The following is a 15,966-nucleotide window of genomic DNA, read 5'->3' as shown; positions in this document are numbered from 1 at the left end:
GCTTTCGGCTGTCTTCAAATTTTACACCGATTTTACATAGATGTTCTTATCCTTGTCCTGTCCGGCGTACCAACGGCCAAAATGAGCCGCTTTGCGGTCCGACAATCTTGGGACTGATCGCAGACTGTCTGCTTACCGCTTCAAAGTTGGAAATCGGCCTCTTCAGCGCCTGCGCTATCGACCGTGAACAGCCAGGGAAAGCCTAGCCGAGCTCGTTGGAATCCATAATTCGAACTTCCCGGCTTCATTTGCCTAAATTGTAGTGGATTCTTATCCGTAGTCTCTACGAGAGGGGCGACACAACAACTATGTTGGGGCAATGCGCAGGGACGACGAAATCGAAAAGGCCATCGCGGCCGGCGAACGCAATGCCGAAGTGATGACGCTAATGCACAATTGGTGTTCGCATGCTCGGGCTAAGCGTATGGGCGGTGCCGGGATGATCGAACAGATGACGGGCCTTCCCATCAGCCATTTCTCGATGGAGTGCGACCATGCGCCAATGGGTGGCATGGCCTGTTGGGATTTTGGCGAATCCTCGCTCGACTTCTATGACCGCAATTGCGTGACCTGCACGATTCGACAGCCGGTCGGTCTGCCCAATCTTTCCAAGCTGGTCGCTGAACGCGAAGAAGCGCGACGGATCGCTTATGCGCGCGAACAGGTCGAGCGGAATATAGCTGAGCAGGCTTTAAAGCAACGCAACCTGGAGCGTGCTGGTATTCGCAAGAATCTAGATGCCATCAATCAGGCCCTGCTGGATGATCTTGAAGCATACGACCGAAGCCATGATGATGTAGACCGCACGCGGTTGGTCGAAGCCGCAAGGATGGCGCCGGAGCGGCTCGATCCGCAGCTCATTGACCTTATCTTCAATCAATCAGGAGCCGCCACTTCGCTTGCTCTGCTCGCGCTTGATGTCGGGGCCGCGGTCGTCCCAAACGAGCGTCGGCTTCTCCTACTCGCGCAGCGGCTTCTCCGCAGTGGCATCGGTGCCGAGGCGGCCGCTCAGGTGCTTATGGCCAATCTCGCGCAAATTGAGGACGGCGACGTCCCCGATCTAGTCCCTGCGGTGGCCGAGCTCGCAAGCCCCGATCACCGGGAGTTTTTCGGCGGCCACGAACCGCGCTCGGATAGTCGGCTGCTGTTGGCGATGTGGAAGGAAAAGCCCAAGTCTGTTACGCGCGGCATCGAACAGCTGCTTGAACGTAAGACCGTTGCCGCTTCTCAGCTCGTTGGCCGATCGATACGCCTCATCATCGAGCACGATCCCCCTGCCGCCAAGGACTTCGTCCTTGTGGCGGCGGCACGTTATGTGCGCGCCAAGCAGTTGCTCAGCGACCTTGGCGAGCATGAAAGCCTTGGCGATATGGCGGGTGCGCTAAATTTAATGTTGGATCTTGAGCCTAAAGCGCTCGACACAGTTCTTCAAGATCTGAGCGCGGGCGCGAACATCGAGGCAAAGCGCAACATCGCTAAGATCTACAGCGAAGCCTGGCGCGGCCATTATTCTCGCGACAAAGAGAAGAGGCATCCCGAAGCTAGGCTTAAGCTCGGTCTTGACCGGCTAACGTGGCTTCCGTCGCAACTGTTCGAAATAGAGATACTTTCAACAGTCGCGAGCGCATTCCGCTACCCGCCTGACGAGGTCTGGCCGTTTATCGAAGAACATGCAGATAAGCTCGTCGGTGCGGCCTTGTTGATCGATGAGCAGGTCGTGACCACAGAAGGGCGGCAAGGCGAGCGGGCGCCGATTCATGAGCATCTCGAACGACGCAGCCTCCGCTCGGCCGCTTACCAAGTCGCCGAGAATTTTCTCAAGGCGGCTGCGAAAGCATCGAAGAGCGAAACAGCCAAAGCGCGTTTCATCGAAGCGGTTCAAGCGATCCCACACGAGCGGGAGTTGCTTCGCGGGATCGCGTTGAGAGCGGCGATGGAAATGGCGGGCGACGTCGCTGGTCTTAAGGCCGTGCTCCCGATGCTCTATTCCGGCTTGGTTGGCGCCAGCGTTCTTGGTCGCGGAGAGGCCGCTTTGGCTTTATCAGAGATTCCAGCGCGAGGTCGCCAAAACCTTCCGCCCCTCGTCTTCGAGGCCTTTTGCGCATTGCTCCTGGACCAGTTCATATTTGTTCATAAAAACGCGGTTCGATCGCTGAGGCGGATTTCGCTACCCGAGGATCTGAAGCCTCGCGTCGCCTTTGCCCTGTTCCACTTGGTCACCGTCTATTCCGAATCTGAGAAGGACGATGATTTTCTTGTCGACTGTATCGACGAACTCGCGCGGCGCGCCGATCATTTGCCGAATCCCGACAAGGTTCGCGACTTTTGCTGTCATGCCACACTCAAGGCCGAGCCGCTCTATGTGCGCTCGGATTCGCGGGGCCTGCGGTATTCATTGAAAGCTAGCGACGACTTCGCGCTGGTCGTCGCCCATGTCCTTCCAGAATATGCCGGAAATTTCAACCGACGCGACGACGAGGCCGAACTCATTCGCGCGATGAGCCCGGAAAGCGTGCGCAAGCACAAAGGCCGGTTGGTGGAGGTGGCGAAGGCGCTCGCCGACAGCGAGATGTGGCTGTCGACTTTGATCGCCGATGCTCTATACCGCGCTGGCGCTGAAGCCGACGCGACGGGGCTTCTCGCGCATATGGCGGAAACGTTCGGAGCGACGGTCAAGGACAAAGGCCGCGTCTTGTTCGTTGGCTTTCCCTTGCTTGCCTACCGGATGGAAGAGGCGCTTGTCGCACGCGATGATCAGCGCTGGGCAGAACTGGCCAACGAATGGGAAGCGAAAGTGAGCGAACAGGAAGCCTTGATGGAGGAACGCCATGCACGCGATTCTCGAAGCGGTTTTTCCATCCCGCATTAGGGCGGTCAGGGCGCTGCTGGCGCCGGCCGGTCCCGATGCCGCGAACGCGCTTGCTGAGGCTGCGGAAAATGTCCGCGCGGTTCTCGAAAGAGTCCACGACGATGAAAGCCAAGCCGACTGGCAGGCGCTGAGCGAAGCCGTCTCCATCGCTGCTAAGCTTCGTTCCTGGCACCGAGCGGTCCGGACTGGCGAGGCCGATGCCGATCGCTTTCTGCGAGCGGCCCGGCTCCAGCTTTACGAATGGCAAACAGCCGACGCCGGCTATGGCCATGAGCTTAGGTCTCGATTATCGGCGGTCAACGGTGACTTCGCCGCGACGGACGTTGGAGTGCTCCTCGAAGATTTGGCACGCGTGACCTTTCCTGTGGCGATCTTTACGACCGAGCCACCAACGGTCCCGCACTGGAGGCAAGATACGGTCAAAGCCAAATCTGAACTCGCGGTTGCGTTCCTCGAATTCCGGATCAATGGCAAGGAAGCGGCGGCCATTCATCGCCTACCCGCCGATCGGCTGCATGATCTTGAGCTTAAGCTTCGCGTCTCGCGTTGGCCCGAGGAAGCCGAACGGCTAGTGCTCAAGCCGATTTCAGTGGAACCCGAAGATGTCTGGACTCTGCCCGAGTTTAGCTTCGCGCGACCGAAAGGCAATTCGCCTTTCACGCTGGAAACGTATGGCCGCCTGTCGATCCGAATGCGTATCGCGATCGGTGCACGTCCTCTTGAATTTCTTTATTCCGCCGAGTTTCAACCCGTCAGTGCAGAGCAGCCCGTCGCCGTAGCAGGACAACGGAGTTTAAGGATCGACAGCTCAGAGTTCGAGGATCGTTGCGAGACCGGCTATCCTTCGCTTGACGCCAAGCTCATCGAAGTCCGCAATCGGCTGCGCGACGAGCCCCGCATTTCCGAGCGCGAGATCGGCACCGCTTTGCACCTTTTCAAGCCACTCGCCAATCTCGTGGGTCAGGCGGTTCACGCCAATCTCTTCCCCTCGCCTCTCAATGAAGCTGCATTTGAAAGCCACGTCGCACAGCATCTGCGGCGACATCCTGAGATCGGAGTCGAACTCGAGGTCCAGGCGCAGGCGGGCGGAGGCCGCACCGATTTGTCGTTTCGACAGATGCGCATCGAGTTGAAGGTGAAGAATGACGCACCATTGAGCACCAAGGAGCTAGAAAAGTATTCGCTCCAAGCATCTGCTTATGCCGTTGGTTCCGACAAGACGATTGCCATCCTCTGCGTTCTAGATGGTTCGGAAAAGAAGGCTCCCCCAACTCCAATGGTAGAAGCCATCAAGGTGATTCCTGTTCAACCGAACGATCGGCCTATCTATGTGATCGCCTTCATCATCCAAGGCAACTTGGCCAAACCGAGCACCCTTTCAAGGTGACAGACTTACGACTGCCCCGAGTCATCGAATGCCGCTAACGCTTACATTCGAACTTCAGCAAAATGCGCTTTTCAACTGTGTGAGCCATAGCTCCGCTACAAAGCAAGACACCGCCCCGATGATCAGATCGGGGCGGTGATTGATTTATGTATGAAGTGGTTGCGGGGACCCGCAACACCCGATTCTTGCGATTGGTGCAAGGCGTAATCCCCAAACTCGCCGCGTAATATCACCAAGATTAGAGGTGACCGTTCGACAATCCGGCGGTATGCTGAACGATCGCATCCGCGCATAGGCTCCCTGCCCTCAGCTACGCGCCTCGGCCAAGGAAGCAGCGATATCCGCAATCGAACGGAACAACACTAGCGGGTCATCTCTCGATGGAATGAAGCCGCGTCGTCGCCAGAACGCCGAGGCCTCATCATCAACGGCGTTGACCACGAGTGCACGGCCTCCGACGAGCGCCGCCGCCGTCACACAACGTTCAAGTGCGTGCTTCAGCAACCCAGTTCCGATTCCATGTCCCGTCCAACCGATATCGGTTGCGAGTTGGCCGAGCAATAGGCAAGGCACGGGATCAGGTGGTTGGCCGGTACGGATGGATCGAGGAAGCACATTCGGAACGACCGCGGTCGGCGCGAGGCCGTAATAGGCGACGACGCGGGCTTCCTCATGGACGACCATGACAGCCGTAAACCCTTTCTCCTGATTGGAAAGCGCTCGGGTCTTGAGCCAATGGTCGAGCGACGCCTTTCCACAGGAGAACTCGGACACGTCGTGGACTGCGGTCAGCGGTTCAGGAGCCGACAGGACCACAGGATTTAGCTTTTCGCGACGTAATCAGGGTCCCAAGGAACGGGCCTCTTCGCCAACTCCACCATTTCGGGAGCCGGTTTGACCGGCCCAGACAGAACCGCCATGAAGTCGCTGAAGCCCTCCGGGCTCATGCGAATGAGCCGGTTCTCCATCAGCACTTCCTCGGCCGCGCGAACGGCGGCTTCGCGCACGAAGTCTGTGCGCGACCTGCCCCGCAGACCCGCAGCTCGGTCGATCATCGCGATGTCGGCCTCTGGAAGGCGCATCGAAATTGGGTGTTCCTTGCGTTCGGCTTTTGCGGCCATAGGCATCTCCTCAATAATAAAGATATCCCTATGTAGTGCGAATTACAATACAGAAATGTCCGTGCTTTTTGCATCCAACCTTGCCAAGGTTGGGGTCGAGGGTTCGAATCCCTTCGCCCGCTCCAAAAATCATCTAGAAAATTAGAGTGTTACGATAGGGCCGCCGTAAGGCGGCCTTTCGCTTTCCCGATGTGGTGTCCACATGGTGTCCACCCTAGCAGGCGTGGACATCTTGCTCGTGTCCGGCTGACGACCGTTTCATTGAAGTCGAGGCCTCGCCGATATATATTCCGATCTATCGGAAGATTTAATGGAGGGCGTCATGGGTTCTGTCACGGACATGCTGAAGCCGTCTGAGGCTGCGGTGGTCGCCTGCGTCGCTCTCCGCGATGTCAATCGGGTCATCGACGAGCACATCCTTCCCGAGGGGTTCTTTTCGCTTGATGATGGCCGGCGCGTCACAGCGACAGCCTGCACACTCATCGCGTTCTACTTCGATAGCGCAAAACACCTCACCTCCGAAGAGCGCCTCTTCGCGATCCGCGAGGTGGCGTCGCGCCTCCACAGGTTCCGCACTCGCGCCCTTGCGTCCCTGATTGAAGAGGATTGGACCGTGCGGGACGAATTTCTCACCATCGACCTGGCGCCTTTCGTCCGGCGGACCAAGGAGCGCATGGAGCGTCTAGCAGCCGCCCGCGAGATCGTCGTATCCGATCCAGACGTGCTCGGAGGTGCCCCGGTCGTGCGTGGCACGCGCGTTCCCGTTCATGACGTCGCCGCCTCCGTGGCGGCCGGCCTCAAAATGGATCGCATTCTCACGGCCTATCCCTCCCTCGACTCGGACAAGGTCGAGCTTGCGGCGATCTACGCCGAGGCAAACCCTACGCGGGGTCGCCCCAAGGCGAGTGACGAGCTTCCCAAAGGTGCGGCCATCGTCGCCGACCGACGGGTCCCTCGCAGCAGGAAGGCGGGATGAAGTTCTTGATCGACGAGTGTCTGAGCCCCGAGCTGACCAAACTCGCGCACGCCAAAGGACACGGCGAATCGTCCCACGTCGTCTGGCTCAGCCGAGCCGGCCTGAAGGACTGGGAGCTGAAGCCCATCATCCTCGGTGGGGATTGGACCTTTGTCACCAAGAACTCTGTCGACTTCCGGGGCCCGGCGAAGCAACCGGGGGCGAAGGGACAGTACGCTGACGTCGCCCTCCACGCTGGACTTGTCTGCCTCAACGGGCCATCAGGCATGGATCTGGACATGCAGATCGAACTTTTCGAGCATGTGCTCGATGAACTCGGAGCCGATGCTGACCTCGTGAACCAAGTATTGGAGGTCACCTGGGAGGAGGACGCTTTGCACGTCTGGCGCTATGAACTTCCAGCGGTTGAATCATAACGCTAGTCTGTCAGGCGTCATGGTCGGACGAGGCCGTGCTGAGCACGGTGCGGGACCTCGTACTGCCATCCATCGTCGAGCAGTGCGGGCCGATCAAGGCGAGGATCCCCCCTCAGTCGCCGAAATCGCCAAAGCATCCGTCCTTCCCGAGCGTCCATACCCCCGCGGCGCCGCCGATCCGATCCGATCCGAGCGCCACGTCGAAAACTCGCTCGCGACGGTCAGGCGCAAGCAGCCAACAATCGCCCTTGCGAAAACCTTGTCCCGATGTCCATGCTGTCACAGGCCGAGGTTCAACCCGCGTCTCCCGCCTGCGCTTGTGACGCCGTAGAAAGTCTGTCTTAGATCGCCGGCAGATGGAGAACCTTTCCGGGAACCGTTATGCAGCACGAAGGCGATTTCAGCTTTATCATCGATTTTAAAAAGGGATCTGGAAACCCGCGCCGGGTCTTCGACGCCGCCAGCGCACTGATAGACGCCTTCCAGAGCCTCGACCGGGCGGTCCTTCCGACGCTCGATGGGAAAATCGAGACGTCTCTCGTCCTGGAAGATGTCGCGTCGGGTTCCCTGCGCGTTCGGCTCGCCAATGCTCTGAGGTCGGTCGACGAGGACGCTTTGAAGTCGGGCGACTGGAAGCGCCTCGCTGGCGGCTTCGTGAACGGCGTCCGCCTTCGGGCCATTCGCTACCTGGACAAGGAAGACGACGCACAGGCGAGACTCGGCGAGTTCAAGAAGGAGATCGTCATTGACGCCGTGCACACCGATGTCCGGCACCTTCCCGACTATCCGCCGCTGCACGACGGTCGCCTGATAGCTGCCCTCGACAAGCTTCAAAGGGCGAAGGCGGAACTTGAGGTCGGGGATGGACTGGTCGTCGAGATCGGGAAGAGCGAATACACCGTCGACCTGAAAGAGACGTGGCTTCCGAGCGAGACGCTCAAGACCGTTCCCGCGCAGCCCATCGAGAAGGAAAACATTCTCGAACTGGTTCTCACCGTTCGCCGTCCAGACATGCTCAAAGACACGATGTGGCAATTCATGCATGGGAAGAGCAACGTCAGTGCGGCGATGAAGGACGAACCGTGGCTGGACGAATACCATGCCCGCAAGATTCCGATTTATCCTGGCGACGCCCTTTTGTGCACGGTTCGCGTCGTCTACTCCTACGACGAAAAAGGCGAGCTGATCGACCAGCGGACGGAAGTCATAAAGGTCCACAACGTGATCCCCGGCAGCATCCAGGACGACCTTCCGCTATGACGAACCCCGTTCAAAAGTCAGCGCTCCTCTCGAATACGCTTCAATGAAGCGCTAGCAAGGTCGTATTCAAAGTCGACGATCGTCCTGTCCTCGATCCTGTGAACGACCTCGTCAATGACCGGCAAGGGGACGAGGAACCATTCCTGCGGTCTTACCGGATTCTCGAAGCGATCCTTCAATTCGATGTCGAGGCGCGCCGCCGAAAAGAAGCGGTGAATGAGATTCTCCAGCTTCGACCTGTTGATGTGGTAGAGCCGGTATGTCGCGACGACCTCGACTCCGGCCATCAGGAACGTCGGATCCATCTCAGCATTCGAGATCCTCTTCTCGACGTCGTTTCCGGTTACGCCGATCTTATGCAGCACCGCGCGCTTGGAGGCGATCCCCGTGTCGCTCGATCTGCTACGGAGCACGTAGATCGTCCCGCTCTCGTCGCCCGACGGCAACTCATGGGGATCGTCGTCGTTATCCGCGTCGAAGAGTGGTCCAGCCTCCGGCTCCGTTATGCGGCGCCCGGCATCGTCCTTGTACAGCGCACGCTGGAACGACCGCAGCAGACCGTGGCTCTCCGTCCTGTTGTCGAAGATGACGCGCAGCTTGGCGTTGCGGCGGTCCTGCTCGGTGCGGAACTCCTCGCCGATCTCAGCGACATAGGCGAGTTGGCCGCCAAGGATGAAGAACTCGCCACGCTTGATCTCGGCGTCGCGCTGGAAACGCCTCGTCCGCCGGACACCTCGATCGAGTTCCGCCCTGACGCGCTCGAACATGGGCTCGAATTCGTCGAAATCGGCGCATGGTGTCCGTCTCGCGACCTCCTCCGCGGCATTGATCTCGGCGTGCGGCTTGACGTGCTTCAGCGTGGTGATGTCATCGGCGTGCTCATCGATCTCGAGTTCCGCCAGAAGCGCTTCGTCGCCCTCGGGTTCGGGCGCCTGATCGGCATCCATGCCGCCGGAGAGCAGTCCGAACTCGTCGAGCGGGGCGAGGAGATCGTGGAACTCGCCCTGATCCCGTAGACGGTCTAGCCGCACGGCGTAGAGGCGCTCGAAGATGTCGCGGTCCTCGCCGTGCGACGGGCGCCGTCCGTGCTCCCTTACGAAGCGAACGATGTCCTCGAAGCCGGCGATGACGCGTTCCTGGACGGGCGTGAATGCGCCCGTCTTTCTCTCCTCGACCGATATTTCGAGGGCCGCGAGCAGCTCGTCGTCGTCCATGTCATGCATCGGTGGACTCGGCTTTCTTCGCATCGGCCATCATTTTCGCGAACGCCAGTCTGCCCTCGGCCAACCGCTTCTCCCAAGCGTCCTGCGACGAGAGTTCCGGCCAGCGCTTGCGCTCGTTCTTGAACCGAACGGCGCGCTTGGCGAGGTCCCGCGCCTCTTCGAGCGTCAGCTTGATCTTCTTGGCCGCGATGATCTCCTCGACCTGCTTCAGGCTGTGCTCGCTCATGCGCTTCGAGAGGATCGAGTAGGCCGTCTTGAAGGGGTTGATGCTGTCGATCAGGTCAATGTCCAGATCGCGAACGTTGACGAACTGCCGCACGCCTTCGATGAGCGCGAGGTTGGCCCTTTGCTCCCCGTCTCCTCCACCGGGGGCATTCGCCTGCACCGCCTTGGCCTGCTGCGTCAGGTTCAGCGCCGCCACAGCGTGCTGACGGACCGCCTCCTGGTCGGCGTCGTCCAGCTCGGGATATCTCTCGCGCACGATGGCGCCCATGCGCAACTGTGTCAGCTCCTCGGGAATGGTACCCTCCCGGTCGAACAGGCCGCGCTCCGCAGTGCGCTTGTCCTGGACGAATGCTGCGATGACCTCGTTGATGTCCTCGGCGCAGATGCGCGTCGCCTCGGGGCTCTGCGGCATCGTCAGCCCCTTTATCTCGATATGGAACTGACCGGTCTCCTCGTTGAAGCCGACGTTGCCGCCCGTGTCGCTATAACCATTCTCGCCGTAGTCGTAGCCTTCCTGCGGCCCGGCGTTCTTTGGCGTGAAATTGTAGCGTGGCGCGAGCACCTGCTCCATGAGTAGACTGGCGGCAATGGCCTTCAGCGTGTCGTTGATGGCGGCCGTTACCGCCTCCTCGGACGCGTCAGGCTCGGCGAGCAGGTTCGTGAACCGCGCAGTGGATTTCCCCGGCGCGTCGCGGGTCGCCCTGCCGATGATCTGGATGATCTCGGTGAGGCTGGCCCGGTAGCCGACTGTCAGCGCATGTTCGCACCAGATCCAGTCGAAGCCTTCCTTGGCCATTCCGAGCGCGATGATGATGTCGACATGGTCGCGGTTGTCGCGCTGCGCGGGGTCCTTCAGGGCTCCGATGACCCTGTCGCGTTTGGCCGGATCGTCCTCGACGAGATCCGCGACCTTGAGGATGCTGCCGTCGGGACGCTTGATCAGGTGGAATCCCGTGACTGGATCTTCACCCTGCCATTCGCCCAGCGCGTGCATGATCTCGTTGGCCTCCTCGATCTTCCCCCGCATCGTGCTCTCGCGCGAGTTGACGTTGGGGATATGCACGATCGTCTTCAGCGAAGGGTCGAGCACCGCCATGATCGAGTCGAGATAGCTGCCAGAATAAAAGAAATACCCGAGGTCCAGCGACTTCAGGTGCTCATAGCCGTTTAGCTGCTCGTAATAGGTGTAGCTGACCGGCACGAATTTGGCCTCGTCATCCGGCGCGAGGACGGGCACGGCGTCGCCACGGAAATAGGATCCCGTCATCGCGACAATATGGACTTTGTCGCGTGCGATGAGGTCGCGGAGGTGCGCGCCGAGCCGGTTGCTCTGGTCGGCGCTGACGTGGTGGAACTCGTCAATGGCGATCAGACAGCCGTCGAAGGCCTCGATGCCAAGGTCGTCGACTGCGAAGCGGAAGGTCGCGTGGGTGCAGACGAGAATCTTGTCGTCGCTATTCAGAAAGTCGCCGACCGCCTTGACCTTCGAGGGCGCAACCTTGCCGTTGTCGTCGCCGGGCGCGTTGCACAGGTTCCATTTCGGCGCGACCACCCAGTCCCAGTAGAACCCGTATTTCGAGAGCGGCTCGTCAGCGAAGCTGCCTCCGATGGATCGCTCCGGCACGGCGATGATAGCTTTTCGGATTCCTTGGTTGTTGAGCTTGTCCAATGCGAGGAACATCAGCGCGCGGCTCTTGCCCGACGCCGGCGGCGATTTGATCAGCAGATACTGCTCGCCGCGCTTCTCGTATGCGCGCTCCTGCATGACGCGCATGCCGAGTTCGTTGGCCTTCTTCGACGCGCCCGTGCGCGCTGCTTGCATAGAGACGGAGGGAAGGGAAGCGGTCATGAATTCGCCTTCGATTTCTTCGCCGCCTTGGCCTTGGGGGAGCCCGCCCCCTGCGCCGCGGTCATTTTGGTGTAAAGATCAAACAGCTTTTCGAGTCGTTCCGTGTCGTTCTTGAAGCGGCGCCCGATGTAGATGCGCTCGAGCGTCTCATCGTTCTTCTCATGCGCTCTTCGCAGATCCTCGGGCATCGTCTCGGGATCGTAGAGGTCGGCGATGGTGGCCGGGAAATGGTTCTCGCGGGCGAGCAGGGTGTCCTCGGCGCAGCGCGTCAGGTCGGCCTTGTTTTTCTCGGTGAGCATAGGGACTGGAAAGGTATTCCAGCCGATTTTGTTGCCATACGAGAAGCGCATTTCAAGTCGCGAGCAAACTGTAGCGATCCATATCAAGTGCAAACGAGACGCTAGTATAGCCATATTCCACAAAGGCTCATCGTAAATTGCAAGGCATTTGTCGCCAATGACAGGGCCTCTCTCGAAGAAATCAACAGGAAGGTATGGCCTATTCTCGGATGATACCCTAGGAACGATAATTGCCCTTTCCCCGCCCGAGGCGGAAAGTTGTACAAATTTATGAGGTTGTGAGGCATGAGCTCTAGTAGACGGTGCTTTACTGCTTGAGCGGAAGGTTCTAACTTTGTCTAAAATTTGGCCTACCATTGGGTTGTTTTTTGCTTCTTCGACTTCTGCTTCCTCCAACCAAAGGCAAGCGCGTGGCCTGGAATGAATAATCTCTTCCGATCCGAAAAATTTTCTAATAAAATGCTGGGGGACAGCATGCCGCTCGACAAGCAGTCGCGCCCGATCCAACGACATGATCAAGTTGCCGCCGTCTTTAGCCATGTTCCCCAGATACATTATACCAAGTTCGGAAATTGGAGAGTTACGCTGAGTGACAACCGCCGTCGAACCCGGAACCAAATAGGGGCCAATCACATCGACACGGCGGGCTTCAGAGCCGGAGAATATTATAGCCCCTCGTTCGTCCTTCGACAGTCCAACAATAACTACGGTAACGCCCGCATTATCGCTTGCGAGATTGGACCATTTGAAGGAGGTGTGCGCGAAAATTATTTTCATTCCTGCTTTAAACAGAAGGGGCCAAAGGAGCGCAACTTGCTCACCTTGACAAATAGAATTCGTAGCAACAAAAGCTGCAGATGCTCTGGTCGAATTGCAGAAATGAGATGCCTTTATGAACCAATTAGCCGCGATTATGCAGCGCTTGACCGGCTCGCGCGGTGAAGTGGAAGATTTTTTGGGTTCGAGATAACCGCGCGCGCAGCGCCAGCGGCTCTGGCGGCGGGCCGGAGTTTCGAACGGCGAAGGCTTGCGGGTTGAGGGAAAAGGGTTCGGATTTCGGGGGCGCTCGCCCCGCGCTTCATGTCGCGAGGCGCGGGATGCGCGCGAGCGCAATGCGGAGGAATTGCCGGTCGGGACAGCTGGTCGGCAGATGGATTTTGATGGCGGTCTTCATCTCGACGACGCGCGCGGCGATCTTCACGAGGCGCAGACGAAGAGTATCGAACTGAGCCGTGCGCCAAGACGAGCGCTTGGGCGCGGCCATGCGCAGGCCCCACATGATCCAATAGGCGCCGGCGTGCAGGAACAGGCGAAGCTGATTGGCCGTCGCTTTCATGCATGAGGTTCGGTCGGCGCAAAGATGCGTCTTCCAGGATTTTATATGGTTCTCGGCCTGGCCGCGCCGGCAGTAGACATCTTCATAGAGACGGCGGGCGTTGCGGGCCTCGAGATTGGTGACGACGAAGCGCGTGTCGACGCCGTCGGGCCCGGCTTCGGTTCGCGCGATGATACGCTCGACGCGGCTCCAGCTCTGCGCGCCGTCGAGGAATTCCTTGTAGCGCCGCGCCTTGCCGGCCGAAGGCGCCGCTTCGAACACGGCCTTGGTTTTGGCTTCGAGCCCGAGGATATGCGACCTCAGCGTCGTCGTCGGGGCGACGCCGAAGATGAAGTCGAGGCCATTGGCGCGGCAGAAGTCGATCGTCTCGGGCGTGCAATAATGGCTGTCGGCGCGCAGCAGAATTTTCGTTCTCGGCCAATTGGCGCGGATGCTGCGCAGCAGGCGGCGCAGGAAGCGTTCGGCCTCTTTTCCGCTGGGGCGCTTGGCCGGCCGCAGCATGGCGGACACGAAGCGGCCGGAGCCGTCGAACACGACGATCGGCTGAAAGCCATATTCGTCATGATGCGCATTGAAGAGGCGGAGTTGCTGGCCTCCATGGACGGCGTCGAAAGTGTCGTCGATGTCGAGCGTGATGCGCTCTGGAACGCGATGGAACGACTCGCAATAGAGATCGGCCATGGCGCGGCCCATGCGCAGCAGAGCGCGAGCGTCCGGCAGATTCTCGAAGCGCGAGATCGTTGATTGCGAGGCGAGCTCGCGCTCGGAAGGCGCGAGCCCTTGCGCCATCTTGAACATCGGATCGCCGCGCAGCGCCGAGGCGTCGTTGCCGTCCTCATAGCCGGCGCCGATCATGAGGAGGCGAAAGCGAATGATGTCGGCGAGCGTATGGGTGACGAGATCGGGATCGCGCGGATCACGGATGCAGCCGGCGAGCCGCTCCGCGACGCGCAGGCGCTGCTCGATCTCACGCAGCAGCAGCACGCCGCCATCGGATGACAGCAGGCCGCCGTCGAATTTGGCGACGACAGCCTTGCCGGAAACAGGTGACAGGCCGGAAAGCGGCAGGGTAAAATCGTTCATGGCGGGGCGTGGCGGCTTCGAAATGGCGCGAGTTGGATTCGACACCCGAACTCTACGCCAAATCAAAAGGCTGTACCACCCCCGCCAACCTACGCTGAATTTTCCGGGTTAGCAACATAGTCTAACGATGCATATGAGCCTAGATAAGCAGCGAAAACGTGCTCAGTATCGCTCCGCTCGTCATCTTCTTTCTTGTTGCGTCCTTTGTAAGGCGGATTCCCGCAAATATAGGTTTCCCCGCCTTCGTTCTCGAAATCGATCTGCGCCTGGTCGAACGGCGTATGAAATAGGTCGTCGGCATGGTGCTTCACCCCTGTCCCGGTGGGAGGGCAGATGCTCTGCCAGTCGAGGCGCAGCGCGTTGCCGCAGGTGATCCAGTTCTGCGTGTCGAGCGGCAGGAACTCGGCCAAAGCCTCTTTCTGGCCGCGATAGAGGACGTCGCATTGGTATTCGGCGATGATGAGGGCCAGCCGTGCGATCTCCGCGGGGAAGTCGCGCAGCTCGATGCCGCGGAAATTGGTGAGCGGGATGTCGCTCTTGCGTCCCTCTTCGCCTCGCCGGCGGTTGATCTCTGCCTCGATCGCCCGCATCTCTTTGTAGGAAATGACGAGAAAGTTGCCCGAGCCGCATGCCGGATCGAACACGCGAATCCTCGAGATGCGCTTGCGGAGGTTCAGCAACATGCGTGGATTGTCGCCGGCCTCCTCGAGCTTCGCCCGCAGGTCATCCAGGAAGAGCGGATTGAGCACCTTCAGGATGTTGGGCACGCTGGTGTAGTGCATGCCGAGCGCGCCGCGCTCTTCGTCGTCGGCGACGGCCTGGATCATCGACCCGAAGATATCGGGGTTGATCTTCTTCCAGTCCAAGTTGCCGATGTGAAGGAGATAGGACCGTGCGATGCGGCTGAATCGGGGAACGTCGGTGTCGCCCGAAAATAGGCCGCCGTTCACATAGGGGAAGGCGTCGGCCCAGCGCGGAACCCTGGCGCTCTCACGCTCCGCCGTCTTCGTATTCATGGCGCGGAACAGCTCCCCGATCACCTCGTGGGTGTTGGACGAATCCTTCTCGCTCATCGTCTCGATCGTGGAGGTGAACAGCCTCTCCCGGCAGAAGATGTCCGTGTCCTCCGCGAAGAAGCAGAATATCAGCCGCGCCATGAAGTGGTTCATGTCATGGCGGCGCTTGGCGGCCCCCCATTCGGGATTGTCCTTCAGCAGTTCGACATACAGCTTGTTCAGGCGACTGGTGGCCCGGATGTCGAACGAGCTTTCGCGGATTTGCTTGACGGTGGAGATCCCCGCGAGCGACAGGAAGAAGCCGAAATGGTTGGGGAAATCCGAATAGTCGCAGGCGACGGTCTCGCCCGTGTTCAGATCCTCTGCCTCGAAGTCGGCGCCGTCGGTCGCGAGGATGAACTTGACCTTCGCAGATGCAGTCTTTGGGCTTTTCCTGAGCGCCGTGAGCATCGCGCCGACTTTGCCGTCCGCGCAGGCCGCGAGATGGATGTTGTTGCGCTGAAGAACGCCTCCCGTGACGTCCGAGGCATTGGACGAGCCGCTGCGGAGCCGCTTGAGCGTCGTCTCCTTGTTGCCGAAGGCGGCAAGGAAAGCGTATGGGAATTCAATGGGGTCGAACGGAGCGGCGGCAAGCGTCGAGACGGCTTCCTCGATTTCTACAGCATTCATTTTTTCGAATCCGCGGGCTCAGTCCCGATTGGAATCGCCACCGGCTCGCGACCTTTGTCAATGGCTCGGATGGGTCGAGATTGGTGCCCCACACCGCTCGGCGCCATGACCCGCGACAACCCGGCCATCAATTCGTCGGCCATCGCCGTTCCGGCGACTTTGAGAGTAGTATCCACAGGGGATATACTACTTAAAGCTTCCGAAGCCCCCCTTGATATACAAGGCAATTTTTTATTA

General features: G+C 59.5%; 11 protein-coding genes and 1 pseudogene. 5 read left to right on the top strand and 7 right to left on the bottom strand.

Features of this window, described 5'->3' with window-relative positions:
* Nucleotides 1–319: 319 nt before the first annotated feature.
* Complete coding sequence (locus IY145_RS13710; protein ID WP_196408714.1) at nt 320–2,869, top strand: hypothetical protein; 2,550 nt, start codon at nt 320–322, stop codon at nt 2,867–2,869.
* A complete protein-coding gene (locus IY145_RS13705) occupies nt 2,829–4,256 on the top strand; it encodes a hypothetical protein (protein WP_196408713.1) in 1,428 nt (475 codons plus the stop codon). The genes IY145_RS13710 and IY145_RS13705 overlap by 41 nt, the downstream gene beginning before the upstream one ends.
* A gap of 306 nt (nt 4,257–4,562) precedes the next feature.
* Here IY145_RS13705 and IY145_RS13700 read toward each other — a convergent pair whose 3' ends face one another.
* Both IY145_RS13700 and IY145_RS13695 read right to left on the bottom strand, forming a co-directional pair.
* Nucleotides 4,563–5,072 (bottom strand): GNAT family N-acetyltransferase, encoded by a 510-nt coding sequence (locus IY145_RS13700; protein ID WP_109027779.1) that lies wholly within the window; start codon nt 5,070–5,072, stop codon nt 4,563–4,565.
* A 5-nt stretch (nt 5,073–5,077) separates the two neighbouring features.
* Nucleotides 5,078–5,377, bottom strand: a complete 300-nt coding sequence (locus tag IY145_RS13695; RefSeq protein WP_196408712.1) for a DUF1778 domain-containing protein — start codon at nt 5,375–5,377, stop codon at nt 5,078–5,080.
* A gap of 322 nt (nt 5,378–5,699) precedes the next feature.
* Between IY145_RS13695 and IY145_RS13690 the strand changes: the two genes are divergently transcribed.
* From IY145_RS13690 to IY145_RS13680, 3 genes are all read left to right on the top strand, one after another.
* Nucleotides 5,700–6,353, top strand: coding sequence for a DUF433 domain-containing protein (locus tag IY145_RS13690; protein WP_246722017.1), 654 nt, complete (start codon nt 5,700–5,702; stop codon nt 6,351–6,353).
* Nucleotides 6,350–6,769 (top strand): DUF5615 family PIN-like protein, encoded by a 420-nt coding sequence (locus tag IY145_RS13685; protein WP_196408710.1) that lies wholly within the window; start codon nt 6,350–6,352, stop codon nt 6,767–6,769. The genes IY145_RS13690 and IY145_RS13685 overlap by 4 nt, the downstream gene beginning before the upstream one ends.
* A gap of 381 nt (nt 6,770–7,150) precedes the next feature.
* Nucleotides 7,151–8,029, top strand: coding sequence for a hypothetical protein (locus IY145_RS13680; protein ID WP_196408709.1), 879 nt, complete (start codon nt 7,151–7,153; stop codon nt 8,027–8,029).
* Nucleotides 8,030–8,046: 17 nt separating this feature from the next.
* On the opposite strand, the gene IY145_RS13675 is transcribed toward IY145_RS13680, so the two are convergent.
* The 5 genes and pseudogenes from IY145_RS13675 to IY145_RS13655 form a co-directional block, all read right to left on the bottom strand.
* A complete protein-coding gene (locus IY145_RS13675) occupies nt 8,047–9,252 on the bottom strand; it encodes a GIY-YIG nuclease family protein (RefSeq protein ID WP_196408708.1) in 1,206 nt (401 codons plus the stop codon).
* A complete protein-coding gene (locus IY145_RS13670) occupies nt 9,245–11,326 on the bottom strand; it encodes a DEAD/DEAH box helicase (RefSeq protein ID WP_196408707.1) in 2,082 nt (693 codons plus the stop codon). Before IY145_RS13670 ends, IY145_RS13675 begins: the two co-directional genes overlap by 8 nt.
* On the bottom strand, nt 11,323–12,738 hold the full coding sequence (locus tag IY145_RS13665; RefSeq protein WP_312030588.1) for a type IIL restriction-modification enzyme MmeI: 1,416 nt from the start codon (nt 12,736–12,738) through the stop codon (nt 11,323–11,325). Before IY145_RS13665 ends, IY145_RS13670 begins: the two co-directional genes overlap by 4 nt.
* Complete coding sequence (locus IY145_RS13660) at nt 12,704–14,044, bottom strand: IS1380 family transposase (protein ID WP_196408705.1); 1,341 nt, start codon at nt 14,042–14,044, stop codon at nt 12,704–12,706. The genes IY145_RS13665 and IY145_RS13660 overlap by 35 nt, the downstream gene beginning before the upstream one ends.
* Before the next feature lie 113 nt (nt 14,045–14,157).
* Nucleotides 14,158–15,729 (bottom strand): annotated as a pseudogene (locus IY145_RS13655) (DNA methyltransferase); the annotation flags it as partial.
* Nucleotides 15,730–15,966 lie beyond the last annotated feature (237 nt).

It is taken from the genome of Methylosinus sp. H3A, assembly GCF_015709455.1.
GTDB lineage: Bacteria > Pseudomonadota > Alphaproteobacteria > Rhizobiales > Beijerinckiaceae > Methylosinus.
Note: the sequence above shows the minus strand (reverse complement) of the source record. Positions and strands in the feature narration are given on the sequence as shown.

Excerpts from the sequence above, each read along its gene's own strand:
- IY145_RS13705 (WP_196408713.1), top strand. The coding sequence starts at position 2,829 with ATGCACGCGATTCTCGAAGCGGTTTTTCCATCCCGCATTAGGGCGGTC.
- IY145_RS13685 (WP_196408710.1), top strand. The coding sequence starts at position 6,350 with ATGAAGTTCTTGATCGACGAGTGTCTGAGCCCCGAGCTGACCAAACTC.
- IY145_RS13670 (WP_196408707.1), bottom strand. The coding sequence starts at position 11,326 with ATGACCGCTTCCCTTCCCTCCGTCTCTATGCAAGCAGCGCGCACGGGC.
- IY145_RS13660 (WP_196408705.1), bottom strand. The coding sequence starts at position 14,044 with ATGAACGATTTTACCCTGCCGCTTTCCGGCCTGTCACCTGTTTCCGGC.
- IY145_RS13680 (WP_196408709.1), top strand. The coding sequence starts at position 7,151 with ATGCAGCACGAAGGCGATTTCAGCTTTATCATCGATTTTAAAAAGGGA.
- IY145_RS13695 (WP_196408712.1), bottom strand. The coding sequence starts at position 5,377 with ATGGCCGCAAAAGCCGAACGCAAGGAACACCCAATTTCGATGCGCCTT.
- IY145_RS13690 (WP_246722017.1), top strand. The coding sequence starts at position 5,700 with ATGGGTTCTGTCACGGACATGCTGAAGCCGTCTGAGGCTGCGGTGGTC.
- IY145_RS13675 (WP_196408708.1), bottom strand. The coding sequence starts at position 9,252 with ATGCATGACATGGACGACGACGAGCTGCTCGCGGCCCTCGAAATATCG.
- IY145_RS13710 (WP_196408714.1), top strand. The coding sequence starts at position 320 with ATGCGCAGGGACGACGAAATCGAAAAGGCCATCGCGGCCGGCGAACGC.